The following is a 20,571-nucleotide window of genomic DNA, read 5'->3' on the forward strand; positions in this document are numbered from 1 at the left end:
CGACATGCGCGACATCAGCCGACGAGGTCTCCTCGGATGGGGAATGGGAGCGGCCGCGGCGCTGGGCGGCGTCGCCGGCTGCTCGGAGGAATCGGTTCCCGAGCGGCACGGTCAGGCGGCGAAGGCGGTCGAGCGGGCGAAGGCGAAGCCGATCGGTGACGGCTCGACGGCCGACGCCGGGCCGCAGCCGCATCAGCCGCCGGAGCCGGAGCGGCTGGAGCCGGGGCAGAAGCCGCCACAGTTCGTGATCTTCTCGTGGGACGGGGCGGGGGAGGTCGGCAACGGTCTCTTCCCGCGGTTCCGGAAGCTGGCGCAGGACCACGGGGCGCGGATGACGTTCTTCCTCTCCGGGGTGTACCTGCTGCCGGAGTCGAAGAAGCGGCTGTACAAGCCGCCCAACAACCCGGTCGGCGCCTCCGACATCGGCTACCTCACGGACGAGCACGTCCGGGCGACGCTGGTGAACCTGCGGGAGGCGTGGCTGGAGGGGCACGAGATCGGCACGCACTTCAACGGCCACTTCTGCTCCGGCGAGGGGTCGGTCGGGAAGTGGGACGGGAGCGACTGGGAGTCGGAGATCGAGCAGGCGGTCTCCTTCGTCACGGAGTGGCGGACGAACACGGGGTTCACCGATCTGGACCCGCTGCCGTTCGATTACCGCAAGGAGCTCGTGGGGGCCCGGACGCCGTGTCTGCTGGGGCAGGAGAACCTGCTGCCGACCGCTGCGAAACTGGGCTGGCGTTATGACGCGAGTTCCCCGGGCGGGACGCAGGTGTGGCCGTCGAAGAAACACGGTCTGTGGGATCTCCCGCTGCAGCAGATTCCCTTTCCCGGGCATTCGTTCGAAGTCCTGTCGATGGACTACAACATCCTCGCCAATCAATCGAAGAACACCACTCGCGGCCCCTCGGTGCATTATCCCCACTGGCGGCAGCAGGCCACCGACGCCTATCTCGCCGGATTCGAGCGGGCGTACGAGACGAATCGCGCGCCGTTCTTCATCGGCAACCACTTCGAGGAGTGGAACGGCGGCATTTATATGGATGCGGTGGAGGAAGCTCTCAAACGCATCGCCGACGATCGTCACAAGGACGTGCGCCTGGTCTCCTTCCGGCAGTTCGTCGACTGGCTGGACGCCCAGGACCCGGCCGTGCTGAGCGGCCTGCGCCGGCTCGAGGTCGGCGAGAAGTGGCACGCCCGGGCGGCGGCCTGAACCCGCGGGCGGCCGGAGCCGCTCCCGGACGGCCGCCCGAACCCGTACGAAGGGCCTGTAGGGGGGCGCGGAAGATCCCTAAACGGACCATGCGAAACTTTTCACATGAGTGCCTGCCGCGCCTTTCGACGCCCCGGACCACGCCGGCGTATCACCATGCCGGCCATCCTCGCCGCCGCCGCGGCGCTGTCCCTGACCGCCTGCGGTTCGGGTGACAACCCCAAGAGCGGCGGCCAGACCCAGTTCGTGCAGGGCACGGGCGGCGTCAGCGTCGTCAGCGACAAGAGCGGGCGGCAGGACGCACCCGACCTCTCCGGCAAGACCCTGGACGGCAAGGCGCTCGACATCGCCGAGGACTACAAGGGCAAGATCGTCGTCCTCAACGTCTGGGGATCGTGGTGCGCCCCGTGCCGGGCCGAGGCCAAGAACCTCGTCAACGTCGCCAACGACTACAAGGACAAGGGCGTGCAGTTCGTCGGGCTCAACACCCGCGACTCCGACCCCGCGCCGGCGATCAAGTTCGAGAAGGAGTTCGAGGTCCCGTACCCGAGCCTCTACGACTCCGCCGGCAAGCTGCTGCTGCGCTTCCCCGCCGGCAGCCTCAACCCGCAGTCCATCCCCTCCACCGTCTTCATCGACCGCGACGGCAGGATCGCCGCACGCGCGATCAAGGCGCTGACCGAGGACGAGCTGCGCAAGACGCTCGACCCGCTGGTCGCGGAGAAGTGACCCGGTGACCCCCGCCACCTCCGCCGCCGTCACGGTCGCCGTCGGCGAGATGAACCAGACGGTGCTCACCGGGGCGCTGCTGCTGGCCCTGCCCGTCGCCCTGCTCGGCGGGCTGGTCTCGTTCTTCTCGCCCTGCGTGCTGCCGCTCGTCCCGGGCTACCTGTCGTACGTGACGGGGGTCGGCGGAGCGGACCTGGCCGAGGCCCGCAAGGGACGGATGATCGCCGGGTCCACCCTCTTCGTGCTCGGCTTCACCTTCGTCTTCGTCTCCATGGGCACCCTCTTCGGCTGGGTCGGCCGGGCCCTCCTGGAGCACCGGGAGACGATCACCACGGTGATGGGGTGCCTCACCATCGTGATGGGCCTCGCCTTCATGGGGCTGTTCAGCAGGTTCGGGCAGCGCGAGTTCCGCTTCCACACCAGGCCCACGATGGGCCTGGTGGGGGCGCCGCTGCTGGGCGCGCTCTTCGGGCTCGGCTGGGCGCCGTGCATCGGCCCGACGCTCGCCTCCGTCCTCACCCTCTCCTCGACCCAGGCCAGCGCCGGCCGCGGCGCGCTGCTGACCGTGGCCTACTGCCTCGGCCTCGGCCTGCCGTTCATCCTGACCGCGGTGGCCTTCCGGCGCGCGCTCGGCGCGTTCGGCTGGGTCAAGCGGCACTATGCATGGGTCATGCGCGCCGGCGGGCTGATGCTGGTCGCGGTCGGCGTGCTCCTCGTCACGGGCGTGTGGAACAGCCTCATCGGCGAACTGCAGACGTGGTCCAACTCCTTCGTCCCCGAGGTCTGATCAGATGGGCAACACGAACGGCTCCGCCGGCACCGACGCCGAGGGGGTGGAGACCGCGGGTTCCGCGATGTCGACGGCGCCCCGCGAGGACGCCGAGGCCGGCCAGGCCGTGCCCGGCTCCTTCGGCGGCGTCCGCAAGCCCGGCGCGCTCGGGTACGCGGCCTGGTCCGCCCGCGAGGCGATCGGCTGGGCCCGCTGGTTCTGGCGGCAGCTGACCTCGATGCGGGTCGCCCTGATCCTGCTCTTCCTGCTCTCGCTGGCCACCGTCCCCGGCTCCCTCGTCCCGCAGACCAGCGTGGACGCGGTCAAGGCCGAGGCGTGGCGCACGAGCCACGAGACGCTCGGGCCGCTCTACGACAAGCTCGGCCTCTTCCACGTCTACAGCTCGGTGTGGTTCTCCGCGATCTACATCCTGCTGTTCACGTCCCTGGTCGGCTGCATCATCCCGCGCACCTGGCAGTTCGTCGGCCAGCTGCGCGGCCGCCCGCCGGCCGCCCCGCGCCACCTCAAGCGGCTGCCCGCCCACACCACGTGGCGCACGGACGCCGGGCCCGAGGAGGTCCTGGCCGCGGCCCGCAAGCTGCTGAAGAAGCGCCGCTTCCGCACCGAGGCGGCGGGCGACGCGGTGGCCTCCGAGAAGGGCTACCTGCGCGAGGCCGGCAACCTCGTCTTCCACATAGCGCTGATCGTGATGCTCGTGGCCTTCGCCTCCGGGCAGCTGTGGAAGTCCGAGGGCCAGAAGCTGATCGTCGAGGGCGACGGCTTCGCCAACACGCTCGTCCAGTACGACGACTTCAAGTCCGGCTCGCTCTTCGACTCCGACGACCTCAAGCCCTTCAGCTTCTACCTCGACAGCTTCGAGGCCAGCTACGAGCGCACCGGGCCCCAGCGCGGCACCCCGCGGACCTACGAGGCCCACGTCACCTACCACGAGGGCGCCGACGGCCCCGGCCGCAAGGCGACGATCAAGGTCAACGAGCCGCTGCAGACGTCCGGCTCCAAGGTCTACCTGATCGGCCACGGCTACGCCCCGGTGGTCACCGTCCGCGACGGGCAGGGCGACATCTCCTTCCGCGGCGGGATCCCCTCGCTGCCCATCGACAACAACATCACCGAGTCGACCGTCCTGAAGGTGGGCGACTACCGCACCAAGGACGGCAAGAAGGACCAGATCGGCTTCAAGGGCAACTTCGTGCCCACCCTGGACCTGAAGACCGGCACGATGCTGTCCCAGTTCCCCGACCTGGACAACCCGCGGCTCGTCCTCACGGCGTACCACGGCAGCCTCGGCACCGACGCCGGCACGCCGCAGAACGTCTACCAGCTCGACGTGTCCAAGATGAAGCAGTTCAAGGACAAGGACGGCAACCCCTTCGCGCAGGCCCTCAAGGTCGGCGACACCATGACGCTGCCCGACGGCGGCACCCTGAAGTTCGACGGCATCAAGCCCTGGGCCACCTTCCAGGTCTCCCAGCAGCCCGGCAACGTCACCGCCCTCGTCGGAGCGGTCGCGGCCCTCGTCGGCGTGGCGGGATCCCTGTTCATCCAGCGCCGCCGCGTGTGGGTACGGGCCGTCCGCGGCGCCGACGGGCACACCGTCGTCGAGGTGGCCGGCCTCGGCCGCAGCGAGTCCGCGAAGCTCCCCGAGGAGCTCGCCGACCTCGCCGCCGACCTGCAGGCCGACGCCCCGCCCGTGACCGCCACGGACGCCCCCGACCCCGCGGAGTCCGCCGAGTCCGCGGATTCCTCCGCAGCATCCGAAGGAGCGCGCGCGTGATCCCCATCGCTGCCGCAGCCAACGAGAACCTGGCGAACATCAGCAACGTGCTGATCTATTCGGCCATGGCCGTCTACACCCTGGCCTTCCTCGCCCACATCGCCGAGTGGGTGTTCGGCAGCCGCAGCGCCGTGGGCCGCACCGCCGCCGCGATCACCACCGAGGCGGCCGCCGCCGCGGGCACCGCGGGCGGCGCGAGCGCACAGGCCGGCGGCACCGCCGTCCTGGAGCGCCCCAAGGTCGTCACCCGCTCCACCGCCGGCACCCGCGACGTGCCCGACGGGCCGGGCGCCGCCGGCACCAGCGAGAAGGGCGACGTCTACGGCCGCATCGCCATCTCGCTGACCGTGCTGTCCTTCCTGCTGCACGCCGGCTCGGTGCTCACCCGGGCGCTGTCCGTGGAGCGGGCGCCCTGGGGCAACATGTACGAGTTCTCCACGACCTTCGGCATGACGGTCGTCGGCGTCTACCTCGGCCTGCTGGCCGCCAAGAAGAACGTGCGCTGGATCGGCCTGCCGCTGGTCACCACGATCCTCCTCGACCTCGGCCTCGCCGTCTCCGTGCTCTACACCGAGAGCGACCAGCTCGTCCCGGCCCTGCACTCGTACTGGCTGTGGATCCATGTCTCCACCGCGATCCTGTGCGGCGCCGCCTTCTGGGTCGGCGCCTGCTCGACCCTGCTCTACCTCTTCCGCGACGGCTACGAGGCCCGCCTGGTCGAGGGCCGCACCGGCGCCGGCCTGCGCCGCTACCTGAACGAGCTGCCGCAGGACCGCAAGTACGCCCGCTTCAAGGCCAAGCTCGCGCTGTACACCGACAACCCCATGTCGCGCCTGCCCTCCGCCGCCAGCCTCGACAAGCTGGGCTACCGCATCAACGCCACGGTCTTCCCGCTGTGGACCTTCACGATCGTCGCGGGCGCCATCTGGGCCGAGGCCGCCTGGGGCCGCTACTGGGGCTGGGACCCCAAGGAGGTCTGGTCCTTCATCACCTGGGTCGCCTACGCCTGCTACCTGCACGCCCGCGCGACCGCCGGCTGGAAGGGCCGCAAGGCCGCCTACATCGCGCTCGCCGCGTTCGGCTGCTACATCTTCAACTACTACGGCGTGAACATCTTCGTCACCGGCAAGCACTCCTACGCCGGCGTCTGAGCGGTCACCCGCACCCCGCACAGCAGCCCCCGTACGGCCCGTTTCCCGCCCTCTCCGGAGCGCGGGAGGCGGGCCGCGGTGGTAGAGCTGGACCCATGGAGATCCCCTCCCTCTACGGCAAGTCCGAGCCCCGGGGCGAGGACAGCCACCTGCTGCGCTACGAGCTGTCGCTCCCCTTCCCCAAGGCCGAGGTGTGGCTGGCCATCGCCACCCCCGAGGGCCTGCCGACCTGGCTGGCCGAGGCCCGGCCCTTCGAGCAGCGCGAGGGCGGGGCCATCACCCTGCGCTGGCAGAACACCGACGAGGCCGGGAACGCCACCGTCGCCCCCGGCCGCGTCACCGCCTGGCAGCCGCAGCGGCTGGCCGAGTACACCGTCGACATCCACGGCCGGATCCGCTTCGAGCTGGAGGACGCCCCCGCCAGCGTCGGCGGCACCCTCCTGCACTTCACCAACGAGTTCACCGGCCCCGACAACGTCCGCCTGGACTGCCTGGCGGGCTGGCACCACCACTTCGAGTACCTGCTGGAGGCCCTGGCGGGCCGGCCCGCCGACTGGTCGGGGTGGACCCTCGAACGGTGGCGGAAGCTGCGCGCGGAGTACGAGCTGCGCGGCTCCGGCGACCCGGGCGAGCCGCCGGGCGGCGCCGGGGGCTGACCTCCACGGGCCGCGCGGACCCCGCCGGGCGCCCCGCCGCGCCGTCAGCGCCGGGGCCGGCTGCCCTTCTCCTGCTCGGGCGGCTGCTGGCGGGCGCCCGGCAGCGTGGGCTTGGGCAGGTGGGCGACCTTCCAGCGGGCCTCGTCGAGCTGCTCCTTGGTGTCCGCGGGCAGCCGCGGCGGCCGCGGAGCCTTGTCGGTGAAGCCGAAGGCCGAGGTCAGGTCACCGAAGGTGCGACGGCGCCAGGCGCTGATGTTCGGCTCCCGCACCCCCGTCCACACCTCCAGGAAGCGCAGCACCGAGGTGTGGTCGAAGGGGTCGCCCGCGGCCCAGCCGCCCACCGTCCACGGCGAGACGATCAGGCACGGCACCCGGAAGCCGCCGCCGATCGGCAGCTTCCCCACGAACTCGTCCGCCGTGCCCGCCGGGGGGACCGGCGGCGGCACGTGATCGAAGAGCCCGTCGTTCTCGTCGTAGTTCAGGATGAACGCCGTCTTCGCCCACACCTCGGGGTTGTCGGCGATGGCCTCCAGCTTCTTCGCCACGTAGTCCGCGCCGGCGGCCGGCAGGTAGCGCGGGTGCTCGGACTGCGCGGCGGTCGGGATGATCCAGGAGACGGCCGGCAGCCGGCCGTTGCGGGCGTCGTCCTCGAAGGTGCCCGCGGGCAGCCGGCGCATCCCCCGCTCGTACAGCGGATCGCCCGGCTTGGCGTCCTTGAACTGCGCGAACTGCTCCAGGAGGTTGCAGCCGTAGTTGTCCTCCTCCTGGTAGACGCGCCAGCTGACGCCCGCCGCCTGCAGTCGCTCGGCGTAGGTGGTCCAGCGGTACGGGGCGGGGGCGGTGTTGTCGATGACAGGGCCGCCGCGGGTGCCGGCGGGGTCGATGGTGCCCGTCATCCAGTAGAGCCGGTTGGGCCAAGTGGGGCCGAGGACCGAGCAGAAGTAGTTGTCGCAGAGGGTGAAGGTCTCCGCGAGGGCGAACTGGAAGGGGATGTCCTCGCGCGTGTGGTAGCCCATCACGTACGGGCCGTTCGCCCCGTCGGCCTTGCGGTGCGCCGGCATCCAGCGGTCCATCTTCCCGCCGTTCCACGCCTCGTGCTGGACGGCCCAGGCGTGGCTGGTGGACGGGATGGCCTGGGCGCTCGTCTTCTGCGTGTCGAGCCGGAACGGCAGCAGGTAGCCGGCCGGGTTCTTCTCGTCCGGCTGGTGGAAGACGTCGCGGCCGCCCGGCAGCTTGACGGCGTCGGGGTCGGCGAACCCCCGCACACCTTTGAGGGTGCCGAAGTAGTGGTCGAAGGACCGGTTCTCCTGCATGAGCAGGACCACGTGCTCGATGTCGCGCAACGAGCCGCGCCGGGCCGGTCCGGCGGCGACCGCCCGCCGCACGCTCGGCGGCAGCAGCGACAGTGCCGCGGCGCCGCCCACGGCGCCCGCGGCGGAGCCGATGAGTCTGCGTCGGGTCATGTCGGGCATGGCGTGTGCCCCTCTCCCTGGAGTCGCGTGAGGCCTCAGTGTGGCCTGTCGGACTCTCCCGGCACGGGTGTGTCAAAGGCAGGAGGGGGTGCGTGAACGGGGTGCCAAATGGCTGTGAAGAGGGACGAGTTGATCTCTGAGGCGGCGCATGGCGGCCGGGATCGGCTTTTCTTATTACCCGATCGGGCGATGGGCGGCTACGCCGTACGGCGGGTGACTGCCGTGACACCGGGTGACGGCCGGACGGGCGAATCCTCCGACCGCCCGTCAGGGCGCGGCCGCGGGGGCGGATCCGGGGGCGGATCCGGGGGCGGATGCGCAGGCGGGACCCGGGGCGGGATCAGGCCGCGGGCGGCGGGTCGCCCTGGTCGCGCCGGAGCGACTTCAGGAACTCGGGGTTGTCGTCGGGCGCGACCCACTGCCGCTCACCGCCGCGCCCGGGCCCGCGCGACCCCGCCGCGGCGCGCGGACGCCCCGCGATCAGCCAGGCGACCGGCCCGATCAGCACCTCGCCGAAGAGCAGGATGACGAACACCCAGGCGATCTTCGGCAGGCCGCGGACCTCCTTCTCCGGGGTGTTCAGGCAGTCCACGAAGGCGTAGATCCACAGCGCCAGGATCAGCAGGAACGGCAGATACCTGAGCATGTCGGACGGCTCCCCGGGAACGGCGGTACGGGCCGCTCGGCGGCCCCGATACCGGTCCAGCGTAGTGCGTGCTTGATACTGGAGCGCATGGCTTACGACGACCTTCGCTCGTTCCTCCGGGCGCTGGAGCGCGACGGCGACCTCAAGCGCATCAAGGCGGAAGTCGATCCGTACCTGGAAATCGGCGAGATCACCGACCGGGTGAACAAGGCGGGCGGCCCCGCGCTGCTCTTCGAGAACGTCAGGGGAGCGGACATGCCGCTCGCCATGAACGTCTTCGGGACCGACCGCCGGCTGCTCAAGGCGCTCGGCCTGACGTCCTACGACGAGATCAGCGGCAAGATCGGCGGTCTGCTCAAGCCCGAGCTGCCGCAGGGCTTCGTCGGCATCCGCGAGGCGTTCGGCAAGCTCGGCGCGATGACGCACGTGCCCCCGCGGAAGATCAAGGACGCTCCGGTGCAGGAGGTCGTCCTCACCGGCGACGACGTCGACCTCGACAAGCTGCCGGCGCTCTTCACCTGGCCCGAGGACGGCGGCTCCTTCTTCAACCTGGGCCTGACCCACACCAAGCACCCGGAGACCGGCGTGCGGAACCTGGGCCTGTACCGCCTGCAGCGCCACGACAAGCGCACCATCGGCATGCACTGGCAGATCCACAAGGACAGCCGCAACCACTACCAGGTCGCCGCCAAGCGCGGCGAGCGGCTGCCGGTCGCCATCGCCTTCGGCTGCCCGCCGGCCGTCACCTACGCCTCCACGGCGCCGCTGCCCGGCGACATCGACGAGTACCTCTTCGCGGGCTTCCTCTCCGGCAAGCGCATCGAGATGGTCGACTGCAAGACCGTTCCGCTGCAGGTCCCGGCCAACGCCGAGGTCGTCATCGAGGGCTGGCTGGAGCCGGGCGAGATGCTCCCGGAGGGCCCCTTCGGCGACCACACCGGCTTCTACACGCCGCAGGAGCCGTTCCCCGCGCTGACGATCGACTGCGTGACGATGCGCAAGCGGCCGCTGCTGCAGTCCATCGTGGTCGGCCGCCCGCCGACGGAGGACGGCCCGCTGGGCCGGGCCACGGAGCGGTTCTTCCTGCCCCTGCTGAAGATCATCATTCCGGACATCGTGGACTACCACCTGCCGGAGTCCGGCGGCTTCCACAACTGCGCGATCGTCTCGATCGACAAGAAGTACCCCAAGCACGCGCAGAAGGTGATGCACGCGATCTGGGGCGCGCACATGATGTCGCTGACCAAGCTGATCATCGTGGTGGACGCGGACTGCGACGTGCACGACCTGCACGAGGTGTCCTGGCGGGCCCTCGGCAACACGGACTACGCCCGCGACCTGACGGTCGTCGAGGGCCCGGTCGACCACCTCGACCACGCCTCGTACCAGCAGTTCTGGGGCGGCAAGGCGGGCATCGACGCGACGGCGAAGTGGCCCGAGGAGGGCTACACGCGCGACGGGGGGTGGCCGCAGATGGTCGAGTCCGACCCGGAGACGGCGGCGAAGGTCGACCGCAGGTGGAAGGAGTACGGGCTGTGACGTCCGCGGAAGGGGTCCTCACTCCGGGCCCGGCGCCGTCGAGCGGCAAGGTCAAGGCGTTCCTCCGGCTCGTGATGATCGAGCACTCGGTCTTCGCGCTGCCCTTCGCCTACATCGCCACCCTCACCGCGATGTTCCGCACCTACGGCAACGTCCACTGGACGCGGCTGCTGCTGGTCACCGTCGCGATGGTGGGCCTGCGCACCTTCGCGATGGCCTGCAACCGCATCATCGACCGCGAGATCGACGCCCGGAACCCGCGCACGGCCAACCGCGAGATCGTCACCGGCGCGGTGTCCGTGCGCTCGGCGTGGACCGGCGCCGGGATCGCCGTCTTCTTCTTCCTGGGCGCGGCGGCCCTGCTGAACCCGCTGTGCCTGGCGCTGGCCCCGATCGCGGTCGTGCCGATGGTGGTCTATCCGTACGGGAAACGATTCACCGACTTCCCGCACGCGATCCTGGGCCTGGCCCAGGCGATGGGCCCGGTGGGCGCGTGGCTCGCGGTGACGGGGGAGTGGTCCTGGGAGGCGGTGGTCCTGGGGCTCGCGGTGGGCGTGTGGATCGGCGGCTTCGACCTGATCTTCGCCTGCCAGGATGTGATGGCGGACCGCGCGCACGGGGTGAAGTCGACGCCGGCCCGCTTCGGCGTCCCGGCGGCGCTGCACGGCGCCCGCGTGTGCCATGTGATCACCACGGGCCTGCTGGCCTGGTACGGGGCGATCACGGATGCGGGGGTGTTCTTCTGGGTGGGCCTGGCCGTCGTGGCCGGGGCGTTCCTCTACGAGCACACCATCGTCAAGCCGCACGACCTGTCCCGCCTGAACAGGGCATTTTTCACGGTCAACGGGTTCATCGGCATTGCGCTTTTCGTGTGTGCCCTGCTGGATCTGGTGGCGCGGGGGCTCGGCGTCTAGCCGGGACCGCCTCGCGCGGGCGCTCCCGGGCCTGCGGCTAGGCTCGGGGGCGTGGAGCCGTACGAACGAGTAACGCAGCGCCCGGAGCGCCGGCCGTGGGTGGTCGGGGTGTCCGGGGCGTCCGGTACGCCGTACGCCGCCGCCGTGGTGCGGGGGCTGCTGGCGGCCGGGGAGGCCGTCGACCTGGTGGTGAGCCGCGCGTCGCGACTGACGCTGCTGGACGAGACCGGGATCAAGTTCCGCGACGCGCACTGGCAGGACGACCTGCGCGAGTGGCTGGCGCTGGGGGCGGACGGGAAGCCGCAGTTCGGGGAGGCCGTCCTCGGCGACGTCCGGTTCTGGCCCGCCGGGGACCTCGCCGCGGGGCCGTCGTCCGGCTCGTACCCGGCGAAGGGGATGCTGATCGTCCCGGCGAGCACGGCCTGTGTGGCCGGGGTGGCGCTGGGGCTGTCGAAGGACCTGCTGCAGCGGGTCGCGAGCGTGACGCTGAAGGAGCGGCGGCCGCTGGTCGTCGCCGTGCGGGAGACGCCGCTGAGCGGTCAGACGCTGCGGCAGCTGGTGGCGCTCGACGAGGCGGGCGCAGTGGTGCTGCCCGCCTCTCCGGCGTTCTACGCGGGTGCGACGCACATCCAGGATCTGGTGGACTTCGTCGCGGGGCGGGTGCTGGATGCGGCGGGTGTGCCGCACCGGCTGTACCGCCGGTGGAAGGGAGAGCTGGGTGGTGCGCGCTCCCCGGAAGGGGACTAGCGCTTCTTGGCGCGCGCGGCCCGGCTGACGCTGCGGGCGGCCCTGGCCTCGGCGCGGCGCTCGGCGGTCTGGTGGGCACGCGAGCGGTTGGCCAGGTCCTGCATCTCACGCATGCGGGCGTAGGCCATCTCGATCGTGTACACGGTTACGTCACTCCTGAAGGATCGTCGTTGATCTAGCGAGTTGAGCGAAGATTTGCGGGCTGTGAAGCCCAACATGCCTTAGATTCTACATGAAACGCGGCGAGTTCGCCGATTATTGAAAGGTGCCAGGTTATGGACGCGGTGGACAGGCAGCTCATCCAGGCCCTCCGGGAGAACGGCCGGGCCTCGTACGCGGAGCTGGGCCGGCTCGTGGGCCTCTCCGGGCCGAGCGTCACCGACCGGATCAACCGCCTGGAGGCGGCCGGCGTCATCACGGGGTACCGCGCGACCGTCAACGCCGCGTCGCTCGGCCTCGGCGTCACCGCCCTGATCGGCCTTCAGCTGTCGGACAGCGCCGACCACGAGGACGTGGCGCGCCGGCTGCGCGACCTGGCCGAGATCGAGGACTGCTGGTTCATCGCGGGCGACGACTCGTACATGCTCAAGGTCCGCGTCAGCGACGTGGACGGCCTGGAGCGCACCATCCGCCGGCTCTCCGGCACCAAGGGCGTGGCCCGCACCCGCACCACGATCGTGCTGTCCACGAAGTGGGAGAACCGGGTCGGCGAACTGCCGGACGAGGCGTAGGGATACGCTCGGGAGGGTTCGTAAAGCGGAAGTATCGGAGAGGCGGACGTCATGGACGCGGGGCTCAAGCGCGAGCTGGAGGAGAAGGTCCTCGCCGGGGAGCGGCTGACCCGTGAGGACGGCATCGCCCTCTACGAGTCCGACGACCTGGCCTGGCTGGGCGGGCTCGCCCACCACGTCCGCACGCAGAAGAACGGCGACGTCGTCCACTTCAACGTCAACCGTCACCTGAACATGACGAACGTGTGCACGGCGTCGTGCGCGTACTGCTCGTTCCAGCGCAAGCCGGGCGAGAAGGACGCGTACACGATGCGCATCGAGGAGGCCGTGCGCCTGGCCAAGGCGATGGAGAGCGAGAACCTCACCGAGCTGCACATCGTCAACGGCCTGCACCCGACGCTGCCCTGGCGCTACTACCCGCGCTCCCTGAAGGCGCTCAAGGAGGCGCTGCCGAACGTCTCGCTGAAGGCCTTCACCGCCACCGAGATCCAGCACTTCGAGAAGATCTCCGGCCTGCCCGCCGACGAGATCCTCGACGAGCTGATCGACGCCGGTCTGGAGTCGCTGACCGGCGGCGGCGCGGAGATCTTCGACTGGGAGGTCCGCCAGCACATCGTCGACCACGACACCCACTGGGAGGACTGGTCGCGCATCCACCGCCTGGCGCACTCCAAGGGCCTCAAGGGCCCGGCGACGATGCTCTACGGCCACATCGAGGAGCCGCGGCACCGCGTCGACCACGTCCTGCGGCTGCGCGAGCTGCAGGACGAGACGGGCGGCTTCCACGTCTTCATCCCGCTGCGCTACCAGCACGACTTCGTGGACATGAAGGACGGCAAGGTCCGCAACCGCCTGCAGGCCCGGACCACGATGGCGACGGGCGCCGAGGCGCTGAAGACCTTCGCGGTCTCGCGGCTGCTGTTCGACAACGTGCCGCACGTCAAGGTGTTCTGGGTGATGCACGGCGTGCAGACCGCGCAGCTCGCGCTGCAGCACGGTGCGGACGACATGGACGGCTCGGTCGTCGAGTACAAGATCACGCACGATGCGGACAACTACGGCACGCCCAACAAGCTGACCCGCGACGATCTGCTGGAGCTGATCCGCGAGGCGGGCTTCCGCCCGGTGGAGCGGAACACCCGCTACGAGATCATCCGCGAGTACCCCGGCCCGGACGCCTCGCTGCGCGAATCGCCGCAGCCGATGCGGGTCTGAGATCCACTTCGGGGCGTGCTGTACTGGTTTGACTGAAGCGTGCCCCCCTTCGGTCGTCGTCGAGAAGAAGGTCCCGTCCGTGAGTAGCCAGAAGTACGCGTCGCTCCGTTACACCGCCCTGCGATTCGGCCTGCTCATCGGCTGCTTCGCCCTCGTCTACGTGCTCTGCTACGCGCACGTCATCCCGCTGGGCGTGGGCAGCTCGAACCTCATGTGGATGGTGCTGCTCTCGCTGATCCTGTCGGCGCCGCTGAGCTGGGTGCTGCTGCGCAAGCAGCGCGACGCGATGTCCGTGCAGATCGTCGAGCGCGTGGACCGGGCGAAGGAGCGCATCAACTCCAACGCCGCTCAGGAGGACGGGGCGTGACCGACGAGGTGTAACCCTCGTCACGTTTGCCCGATTTTTCGCCGATGCCCCGGCGTGGAGCTTTCCGCTCCACGCCGGGGCATCGGGCGTTTCGGGGGCCTGCGGGAGTCCCGTGCACCCAAAGAAGACCTTTGAGCTCCTCAAAGTCCGGGTGTTAACGTATTGGACATGAAGACAGCAGCAGCGCACCAGTTCCCCACGGGCCCCGTGCTCGTGGCGCGCCTGCACGTCGATCTTTGCCGCTGTGTCTCCGCGGCCTGTTGTCGCCGCTGACGCCATGTCCACCGCGGCCGGAGATCCTGCGCAAACGGATTTCCCCGGCGCCTCACGCCCTTTTTCTTCCGTCTGTAACCGGAGCTTCCGTTGTCATCGACACCCCCGTCCCCCACGGCGTCCCTGCGCGGGCGCATACCCAACGTCCCGTTCTGGGCCCAGATCCTGCTCGGTCTCGTCCTCGGCGCCCTGCTCGGCTGGGCCGCCAAGAGCGGTGACATCTCCTGGCTCTCCACCACGCTGGGCAAGATCGGCGACATCTTCGTCCAGCTGCTGATGCTGGTCATCGCGCCGCTGGTGTTCTTCGCGATCCTGGTGTCGATCACCAACCTGCGGAACGTCTCCAACGCCGCCCGGCTGGCCACCCGCACCCTGATGTGGTTCATGATCACGTCGCTGATCGCGGTCGTCATCGGCCTCGGCATCGGCCTGCTCACGGACCCGGGCGCGGGCACCGGCCTGACCGCCGCCGACGGCGCCGAGCCCAAGAAGCACGGCTCCTGGATCGACTTCCTCACCGGGATCGTCCCGACCGACATCGTCACGCCCTTCACCGAGCTCAAGGTCCTGCAGATCGTCTTCATGGCCGTGGTCGTGGGCGTCGCGATCCTGAAGGTCGGCGAGAAGGCGCAGCCGGTCCTCACCCTCAGCCACTCCGTGCTGGAGCTGCTGCAGAAGGCCCTGTGGTGGGTCATCAAGCTCGCCCCGCTGGGCACGCTCGGCCTGGTCGGCACGGCCATCTCCACGTACGGCTGGAACCTGCTGAGCAAGTACGCGACGTTCACCGCGGACATCTACGTGGGCTGCGCCATCGTGATGTTCGGCGTGTACCCGCTGCTGCTGGCCGGCGTCGCCAAGGTCAACCCGCTGCAGTTCTTCAAGGGCGCCTGGCCGGCCATCCAGCTGGCCTTCGTCTCCCGCTCCTCGGTCGGCACGATGCCGCTGACGCAGAAGGTCACCGAGCGGCTCGGCGTGCCGAAGGAGTACGCGTCCTTCGCGGTGCCGTTCGGCTCGACGACCAAGATGGACGGCTGCGCCTCGATCTACCCGGCCATCGCCGCGATCTTCGTCGCGCAGGTCTTCGACGTGCCGCTGGAGGTCAAGGACTACATCCTGATCGCCTTCGTCTCGGTGATCGGCTCGGCCGCGACCGCCGGCCTGACCGGCGCCACGGTGATGCTGACCCTGACGCTGTCGACGCTGGGCCTGCCGATGGCGGGCGTGGGCCTGCTGCTGGCGATCGACCCGATCGTGGACATGATGCGCACTGCCACGAACGTTGCTGGTCAGTCGGTCGTGCCGATCCTGGTGGCCTCCCGGGAGGGGATCCTGGACCGCGCGGCGTACGCGACGGCCGACGGTTCGCACCTGGAGGACGGCGAGTCCCGCGTGGACGCGCAGCCCCAGCCCGTGGCGGCCTGACGGGCCCGCCCGTAGCCCGCTTGACGGGCCGGTTTCCGGCCGCTTGACGGGCCGGTCTCCGGCCGCCTGGCGGGGCCGGTCCGCGACCGCCTGACGGGATCTTGACTGACCCGTCCGTAGGGAGTGGACCGAACGGCCCTACCCCGCATCCCTCCACCCCGTAACATTACCTGCCGGTAACGTGACGGGGGCGGAGGGATGTTTGTCGTGAATGCTGCACAGACCGACGTACTTCAGGCCCAGGGGAAGCCGAAGGGCAGGACGAAGCGCATGCCGCGGGAGGTGCGCGAGCGCCAGATGCTCGACGCCGCGGTGGCGGTCTTCGCGCGCCGCGGGTACAGGGCCGCGTCGATGGACGAGATAGCCGAGCTGGCCGGGGCGTCCAAGCCCCTGGTCTACCTCTACCTGCACTCGAAGGAAGACCTCTTCAGCGCCTGCATCCGGCGCGAGGCGGAGGCGCTCATCGCCGCCGTCCAGGCGGCGGTGGACCCGGGCGCCCCGGCCGACCGGCGGCTGTGGAACGGGCTGCGCGGGTTCTTCGCGCACACCGCCGCGCACCCCGACGGCTGGGCGGTGCTGCACTGCCAGGCGCGCACCCACGGGGAGCCCTTCGCGCTGGAGGTGGCCGCGCTGCGGCAGCGGCTCGTGGACGTCGTCACCCGGCTGATCACGGAGACGGCCGAGGCCGGCGGCTGCACCGAGCCGCTGCCCGAGGTCGAGGTCGCGGGCCTCGCCCACGCCCTGGTGGGCGCGGCCGAGTCGCTCGCCGGGTGGTCCAACGAGCGCGACGGCACCGGCTCCTGCGAGCGGCGGACGGCGGAGACCCTCATGAACTTCGCCTGGACGGGGCTGGAGAACCTCAGGAACGGGCGGCGCTGGGCGCCCGCCCGTTCCTGACGTCAGCGGAGTCCGGGTGCGGGGCCGGCGGCCCGCTCAGCGCCGCACGTCCTTGCGACGGCGCGCGGTGAGCACCCCGGCCCCGCCGAGGAGTCCCGCCGCCGCCAGCGCGCCGCCGATGAGGGCGGGGTCGGTGTCCGGGCGCTCCTGGGGCGCCTCGCCGGCGGCGACACCGCCCGTGGGGGGTGTTTTGCCGGTGGCCTCGCCGCTCTTGCGGTGATCGGTGGTCTCCTGCGCGGTCTTCTCCGCGGTCCGGCCGGCCTTCCCGGTGCTCCCGGCGGCGGTGTCGCGGGCGGCCTCGCCGTTCCTGCTCTTGACGGTGGTCTGGGTGATCAGGCCGGTCTTCCGGTCGAGGGTCACCTTCAGGCCGCCGTCGAGGGTGACGGAGGGGGCGGAGGCGGTGAGCGTGGCGAAGACGAAGCCGTCCGGGCCGGTGACGGCGGCCTTGTAGGAGCCTTCGCCGAGCCTGGTGACGACGGCGTACTTGCCGTCCTTCAGCTGTACGGTGCGCCGTGAGCCGCCGGTGTCGCCCTTCCGGGCGTCCTGCTTCGCGTCCTTGCCGGTGTCCCTGGCGGTTTCCTCGGCAGTTTCCTCGGTGGTGTCCTGTCCGGTGTCGGGCCGGGTCGTCGCCGCTCCGGACGTGGCCCCGGAGGCCGTGCCCGGCGTGCCGGCGGTGCCGCCGCCGTCGGCGGCGAGCGCCGCGGTGGGGACGGCGACCGTGCCGGCGAGCACGGCGCCGGCTATGGCGGTACGGAGTGCGGTGCGGGTGCTTCGCGTGGTGTTCATGGCCACGACGCTAAAACGGGCGCAACGGGGCACGTATCGGCAAAACGGGCAGACGGCGGGTGGCCGTAAGGACTAGCGGCGGTCTGGAGGGAGCGGCTCCCGAGGCGTAGATTGCCGCCATTTACCGCCCAGTAGGGAGCCGCACGTGTCCGTACCGCACAGCGTCGCCCCACCCCGCGTCACCGTCGTCGAGGGAGTCGTCCGCGAGGCGTCCCTCCCGCCGCTCGTCCCACCCGTCTCCCGCGGGTCCCTCGGCGACCTGCCCTTCGACAACGCCGCCGAGGCCCCCGCCGACCCCGTCCTCAGCCGCAAGCAGCCCGACGGCACCTGGCGCGACGTCAGCGCCGCGACCTTCGCCGCCGAGGTGCTCGCCACCGCCAAGGGCCTGATCGCCCACGGGCTGCGGCCCGGCGACCGGCTCGCCGTCATGGCCCGCACCCGCTACGAGTGGACGCTCCTGGACTTCGCCGCCTGGGCCGCCGGGCTGGTCACCGTCCCCGTCTACCCCACCTCCTCCGCCGCCCAGGTCCGCTGGATCCTGCACGACTCCGGGGCCGCCGCCTGCGTCGTCGAGGGACCGGAGCAGACGCGGCTGGTGGAGGCCGAGCGCGGCGCCCTGCCGGGCCTCGCCCACCTGTGGGAGATCGACGCGGGCGCCGTCCCCCTCCTGACGGCCGCGGGCCGCGGCCTGCCCGGCACGGCCGTCACCGAGGCCCGTGCCACCCGCGGCCCCGACGACATCGCCACCCTCATCTACACCTCGGGCACCACGGGCCGCCCCAAGGGCTGCGTCCTCACCCACGCCAACTTCTTCACCGAAGTCGACAATTCCACCGAGCTGCTGCACCTCCTCTTCAAGGCTGCCGGAAGGGCGCCCGCCGCCACGCTCCTCTTCCTGCCCCTCTCGCACGTCTTCGGCCGGACCGTCGCCGTCGGCTGCATGCGCGCCCGCGTCCGCGTGGGCCACGCCCCCTCCCTGCGCACCGAGGACCTCCTCGCGGACCTCGCCGGCTTCCGGCCCACCTTCCTGCTCGTGATCCCCTACGTGCTGGAGAAGGTCTACAACACCGGCCGGGCGACCGCCGAGAAGCTGGGGCGCGCCGCCTCCTTCGACCGCGCCGCCCGCGTCGCCCGGCGCTGGGGCGAGGCGGAGGCGGCCCGCCTGCACGGCACCGGCCCGGGTCCCGGCCCGGCGCTGCGCGCGGCCCGCGCCCTGTACGACCCGCTGGTCTACCGCCGGATCCGCGGCGCCCTGGGCGGCGAGGTGCGCTACGTGCTCAGCGGCGGCTCCCCGCTCGGCGAGCGCCTCGCGGCGTTCTGCACGGGCGCGGGCATCGAGGTGTTCGAGGGCTACGGCCTCACCGAGACCACGGCGGCCGCCACCGTCACCCCGCCGCACCGCCCCCGCCTCGGCACGGTCGGCTGGCCGCTGCCCGGCGGCGCCGTGCGGATCGCGGAGGACGGCGAGGTGCTGCTGCGCGGCGGGCACGTCTTCGCCGGGTACTGGGACGGCGAGCTGGGGAAGGCGGTGCCCGCGGCGCCGGGGGAGTGGTTCCCCACCGGGGACCTGGGCGCGCTCGACGCGGACGGCTATCTGACCATCACCGGCCGCAAGAAGGAGCTGCTCGTCACCTCGGGCGGCAAGAACGTCGCCCCCGCGCCGCTGGAGGACCGGCTGCGCGCGCACCCCCTGGTCGGCCAGGCCATGGTCGTCGGCGACAACCGTCCCTGCATCACCGCCCTCCTCACCCTGGAGGCCGACGGCGTCGCCCACTGGTGCCGCATGCACGGCAAGGAGGGCCTGCCGCCGGAGGAGCTGGTGCGCGACGGCGAGCTCCTCGCCGAGCTGCAGACGGCGGTGGACGACGCGAACGCCCTGGTCTCGCGGGCGGAGTCGATACGCCGCTTCGCCGTCCTGCCCGTGGACTTCACGGAGGAGGCCGGCCACCTCACGCCGTCCATGAAGCTCAAGCGGGCGGCCATCGCCCGGGACTTCGCGGAGGAGGTGGAGCGGCTGTACGAGCGCTGAACCGGGGTCCGGTCCAGCGCTCGGCGCGCCTCAGCAGTTGCCCGCCGCGGACCTGCCGGCGAACCGGTCGGCGAGCCAGTTCGCCGCCGGGACGGATTCCGCGATCACGCCCCCGACGTGCCCGGCCAGCGGCAGCGACTTCCACTGCACGGCGGCCCGCTTCGTGCACCAGCCGGCGCGCAGCCGCTGCGCGCCCGCGTAGGGGATGAGCTCGTCGAGGGTGCCGTGGTAGAGGTAGACGGGCCGGTCGGGGGCGCGGGTGCCGAGGTCGGAGGAGTGCAGCGCGCGCTGCCAGTCCTTCTCGTGCAGCGGGTTCCTGACCGTCACGTCGGAGATCCGCTTGAACAGGCCCGCGACGGCGTCGGCGGCCACGCAGTGGTTCTTGAGGAAGCCGACGTGCCGCCGGCCCTTGTCGTTGAGGTAGGAGCCGAGGTTCAGCTCGGGGAAGGCCGCGTCCTGCCCGATCGCGCCCATCAGGACCAGGCCGCCGCCGATGCCGCCGTCGTTGTACTCGGCGACCTCGACGAGGTCGGCGGGGACGCCGCCCGCGGCCGTGCCCTTGAGGTTCAGCTCGGGGGCGTACGACGCGTGCAGCTCGGCGGCCCAGCCGGCGGCCTGGCCGCCCTGCGAGTAGCCCATGATGCCGACCGGCGAGCCCTCGGCCAGCCCGGCCTCCGGCAGCCGCAGGGCGGCGCGGGCCGCGTCGAGGACGGCGTGGCCCTCGGCCCGCCCGACGGTGTACGTGTGGTCGCCGGGCGTCCCGAGGCCCTCGTAGTCGGTGACGGCCACCGCCCAGCCGCGCAGCGTGAGCTGCTGGATCAGGTTCGCCTCCACCGTCGTCCCGTACGGGAAGCCGGCCGACGGGGCGCAGTGGTCGGCGAGCCCGATCGTCCCCACGGCGTACGTCACGAGCGGGCGCGGTCCCTTTCTGCCGTCCTGGGGGACGATCACCGTCCCGGAGACGACGTTGGGGGCGCCCTTGGCCGTGGTGGAGCGGTAGGTGACGTGCCAGGCCCTGGTGCCCGTGGGCTGGCCGGGCAGCGGGTGGAAGGAGGTCGGCGCGGAGGTGACGACGTCACCCGGCCCGGCGGCGGGCGGGGGGCCCGCGGCGCCCGCCGCGCCCGGCCCGCCCCCGCGGGCGGGCCCGGGGGGGGGGGGGGGGCGGGCTTTCGAGGAGGGCAAACGTGGTCGCGGGGGGCGCGATCATGCCCGCCCGGGCC

20 protein-coding genes are annotated in these 20,571 nt (G+C 71.4%); 15 read left to right on the forward strand and 5 right to left on the reverse strand.

Going from position 1 to position 20,571, the window contains the following annotated elements; genetic code table 11:
• Positions 1-4 precede the first annotated feature (4 nt).
• From NQU55_RS32680 to NQU55_RS32705, 6 genes are all read left to right on the forward strand, one after another.
• Positions 5-1,213 (forward strand): polysaccharide deacetylase family protein, encoded by a 1,209-nt coding sequence (locus NQU55_RS32680; RefSeq protein ID WP_168095822.1) that lies wholly within the window; start codon positions 5-7, stop codon positions 1,211-1,213.
• Positions 1,214-1,318: 105 nt separating this feature from the next.
• Positions 1,319-1,942 carry a TlpA family protein disulfide reductase gene (locus NQU55_RS32685; protein WP_256791667.1) on the forward strand — a complete coding sequence of 208 codons (624 nt, stop codon included), beginning with the start codon at positions 1,319-1,321 and terminating at the stop codon, positions 1,940-1,942.
• 49 nt (positions 1,943-1,991) lie between these two features.
• Positions 1,992-2,729 carry a cytochrome c biogenesis CcdA family protein gene (locus tag NQU55_RS32690; RefSeq protein ID WP_168093793.1) on the forward strand — a complete coding sequence of 246 codons (738 nt, stop codon included), beginning with the start codon at positions 1,992-1,994 and terminating at the stop codon, positions 2,727-2,729.
• A gap of 4 nt (positions 2,730-2,733) precedes the next feature.
• Positions 2,734-4,506 carry a cytochrome c biogenesis protein ResB gene (resB, locus tag NQU55_RS32695; RefSeq protein ID WP_168093782.1) on the forward strand — a complete coding sequence of 591 codons (1,773 nt, stop codon included), beginning with the start codon at positions 2,734-2,736 and terminating at the stop codon, positions 4,504-4,506.
• Entirely contained in the window at positions 4,506-5,657 is a 1,152-nt protein-coding gene (gene ccsB, locus NQU55_RS32700; protein ID WP_168093794.1) for a c-type cytochrome biogenesis protein CcsB, read from the forward strand. Before resB ends, ccsB begins: the two co-directional genes overlap by 1 nt.
• A 95-nt stretch (positions 5,658-5,752) precedes the next feature.
• Positions 5,753-6,313: an SRPBCC domain-containing protein gene (locus NQU55_RS32705; protein WP_168093783.1), complete on the forward strand. Its 561-nt coding sequence runs from the start codon at positions 5,753-5,755 to the stop codon at positions 6,311-6,313.
• Between the two features lie 44 nt (positions 6,314-6,357).
• Here the strand turns inward: NQU55_RS32705 and NQU55_RS32710 are convergent, their stop codons facing one another.
• Positions 6,358-7,785, reverse strand: coding sequence for a phosphocholine-specific phospholipase C (locus tag NQU55_RS32710; protein ID WP_168093784.1), 1,428 nt, complete (start codon positions 7,783-7,785; stop codon positions 6,358-6,360).
• Between the two features lie 340 nt (positions 7,786-8,125).
• Positions 8,126-8,431, reverse strand: coding sequence for a PLD nuclease N-terminal domain-containing protein (locus tag NQU55_RS32715; RefSeq protein ID WP_168093785.1), 306 nt, complete (start codon positions 8,429-8,431; stop codon positions 8,126-8,128).
• A gap of 87 nt (positions 8,432-8,518) precedes the next feature.
• Here NQU55_RS32715 and NQU55_RS32720 point away from each other — a divergent pair, with 87 nt between their 5' ends.
• From NQU55_RS32720 to NQU55_RS32730, 3 genes are read left to right on the forward strand one after another with little or no spacing between them, the layout of a single operon-like run.
• Positions 8,519-9,970 (forward strand): menaquinone biosynthesis decarboxylase, encoded by a 1,452-nt coding sequence (locus NQU55_RS32720; protein WP_168093786.1) that lies wholly within the window; start codon positions 8,519-8,521, stop codon positions 9,968-9,970.
• Positions 9,967-10,884 (forward strand): menaquinone biosynthesis prenyltransferase MqnP, encoded by a 918-nt coding sequence (gene mqnP / locus NQU55_RS32725; protein WP_168093787.1) that lies wholly within the window; start codon positions 9,967-9,969, stop codon positions 10,882-10,884. The genes NQU55_RS32720 and mqnP overlap by 4 nt, the downstream gene beginning before the upstream one ends.
• 51 nt (positions 10,885-10,935) lie before the next feature.
• The gene (locus NQU55_RS32730; RefSeq protein ID WP_168093788.1) at positions 10,936-11,631 is read left to right on the forward strand and encodes a UbiX family flavin prenyltransferase; all 696 of its coding nucleotides are present in this window, start codon (positions 10,936-10,938) and stop codon (positions 11,629-11,631) included.
• Here the strand turns inward: NQU55_RS32730 and NQU55_RS32735 are convergent.
• Positions 11,628-11,774 (reverse strand): hypothetical protein, encoded by a 147-nt coding sequence (locus NQU55_RS32735; RefSeq protein ID WP_168093789.1) that lies wholly within the window; start codon positions 11,772-11,774, stop codon positions 11,628-11,630. The genes NQU55_RS32730 and NQU55_RS32735 overlap by 4 nt on opposite strands.
• 132 nt (positions 11,775-11,906) lie before the next feature.
• Between NQU55_RS32735 and NQU55_RS32740 the strand changes: the two genes are divergently transcribed.
• The 5 genes from NQU55_RS32740 (at position 11,907) to NQU55_RS32760 (ending at position 16,536) form a co-directional block, all read left to right on the forward strand.
• Positions 11,907-12,362, forward strand: a complete 456-nt coding sequence (locus NQU55_RS32740) for an Lrp/AsnC family transcriptional regulator (RefSeq protein ID WP_168093790.1) — start codon at positions 11,907-11,909, stop codon at positions 12,360-12,362.
• Between the two features lie 51 nt (positions 12,363-12,413).
• Complete coding sequence (gene mqnE / locus NQU55_RS32745; RefSeq protein ID WP_058047614.1) at positions 12,414-13,577, forward strand: aminofutalosine synthase MqnE; 1,164 nt, start codon at positions 12,414-12,416, stop codon at positions 13,575-13,577.
• 79 nt (positions 13,578-13,656) lie between these two features.
• Positions 13,657-13,944 (forward strand): DUF4229 domain-containing protein, encoded by a 288-nt coding sequence (locus tag NQU55_RS32750; RefSeq protein WP_168093791.1) that lies wholly within the window; start codon positions 13,657-13,659, stop codon positions 13,942-13,944.
• 363 nt (positions 13,945-14,307) lie between these two features.
• Positions 14,308-15,639 carry a dicarboxylate/amino acid:cation symporter gene (locus NQU55_RS32755; protein ID WP_256791669.1) on the forward strand — a complete coding sequence of 444 codons (1,332 nt, stop codon included), beginning with the start codon at positions 14,308-14,310 and terminating at the stop codon, positions 15,637-15,639.
• 198 nt (positions 15,640-15,837) lie between these two features.
• Complete coding sequence (locus NQU55_RS32760; protein WP_372504858.1) at positions 15,838-16,536, forward strand: TetR/AcrR family transcriptional regulator; 699 nt, start codon at positions 15,838-15,840, stop codon at positions 16,534-16,536.
• Between the two features lie 36 nt (positions 16,537-16,572).
• Here the strand turns inward: NQU55_RS32760 and NQU55_RS32765 are convergent, their stop codons facing one another.
• Positions 16,573-17,322, reverse strand: a complete 750-nt coding sequence (locus NQU55_RS32765; RefSeq protein WP_168096192.1) for a hypothetical protein — start codon at positions 17,320-17,322, stop codon at positions 16,573-16,575.
• Positions 17,323-17,467: 145 nt separating this feature from the next.
• Here NQU55_RS32765 and NQU55_RS32770 point away from each other — a divergent pair, with 145 nt between their 5' ends.
• Entirely contained in the window at positions 17,468-19,351 is a 1,884-nt protein-coding gene (locus NQU55_RS32770) for an AMP-dependent synthetase/ligase (RefSeq protein ID WP_256791670.1), read from the forward strand.
• Between the two features lie 30 nt (positions 19,352-19,381).
• On the opposite strand, the gene NQU55_RS32775 is transcribed toward NQU55_RS32770, so the two are convergent.
• Positions 19,382-20,533 (reverse strand): lipase family protein, encoded by a 1,152-nt coding sequence (locus NQU55_RS32775; protein WP_256791671.1) that lies wholly within the window; start codon positions 20,531-20,533, stop codon positions 19,382-19,384.
• Positions 20,534-20,571 lie beyond the last annotated feature (38 nt).

The organism is Streptomyces telluris (genome assembly GCF_024519335.1).
GTDB classification, from domain to species: Bacteria; Actinomycetota; Actinomycetes; order Streptomycetales; family Streptomycetaceae; genus Streptomyces; species Streptomyces telluris.

Bases quoted from the DNA above. Each gene is read 5' to 3' on its own strand.
- NQU55_RS32710 (WP_168093784.1), bottom strand. From the start codon at position 7,785: ATGCCCGACATGACCCGACGCAGACTCATCGGCTCCGCCGCGGGCGCC.
- NQU55_RS32690 (WP_168093793.1), top strand. From the start codon at position 1,992: ATGAACCAGACGGTGCTCACCGGGGCGCTGCTGCTGGCCCTGCCCGTC.
- NQU55_RS32685 (WP_256791667.1), top strand. From the start codon at position 1,319: ATGAGTGCCTGCCGCGCCTTTCGACGCCCCGGACCACGCCGGCGTATC.
- NQU55_RS32705 (WP_168093783.1), top strand. From the start codon at position 5,753: ATGGAGATCCCCTCCCTCTACGGCAAGTCCGAGCCCCGGGGCGAGGAC.
- NQU55_RS32740 (WP_168093790.1), top strand. From the start codon at position 11,907: ATGGACGCGGTGGACAGGCAGCTCATCCAGGCCCTCCGGGAGAACGGC.
- mqnE (WP_058047614.1), top strand. From the start codon at position 12,414: ATGGACGCGGGGCTCAAGCGCGAGCTGGAGGAGAAGGTCCTCGCCGGG.
- resB (WP_168093782.1), top strand. From the start codon at position 2,734: ATGGGCAACACGAACGGCTCCGCCGGCACCGACGCCGAGGGGGTGGAG.
- NQU55_RS32720 (WP_168093786.1), top strand. From the start codon at position 8,519: ATGGCTTACGACGACCTTCGCTCGTTCCTCCGGGCGCTGGAGCGCGAC.
- NQU55_RS32765 (WP_168096192.1), bottom strand. From the start codon at position 17,322: ATGAACACCACGCGAAGCACCCGCACCGCACTCCGTACCGCCATAGCC.
- NQU55_RS32715 (WP_168093785.1), bottom strand. From the start codon at position 8,431: ATGCTCAGGTATCTGCCGTTCCTGCTGATCCTGGCGCTGTGGATCTAC.
- NQU55_RS32760 (WP_372504858.1), top strand. From the start codon at position 15,838: ATGTTTGTCGTGAATGCTGCACAGACCGACGTACTTCAGGCCCAGGGG.
- NQU55_RS32680 (WP_168095822.1), top strand. From the start codon at position 5: ATGCGCGACATCAGCCGACGAGGTCTCCTCGGATGGGGAATGGGAGCG.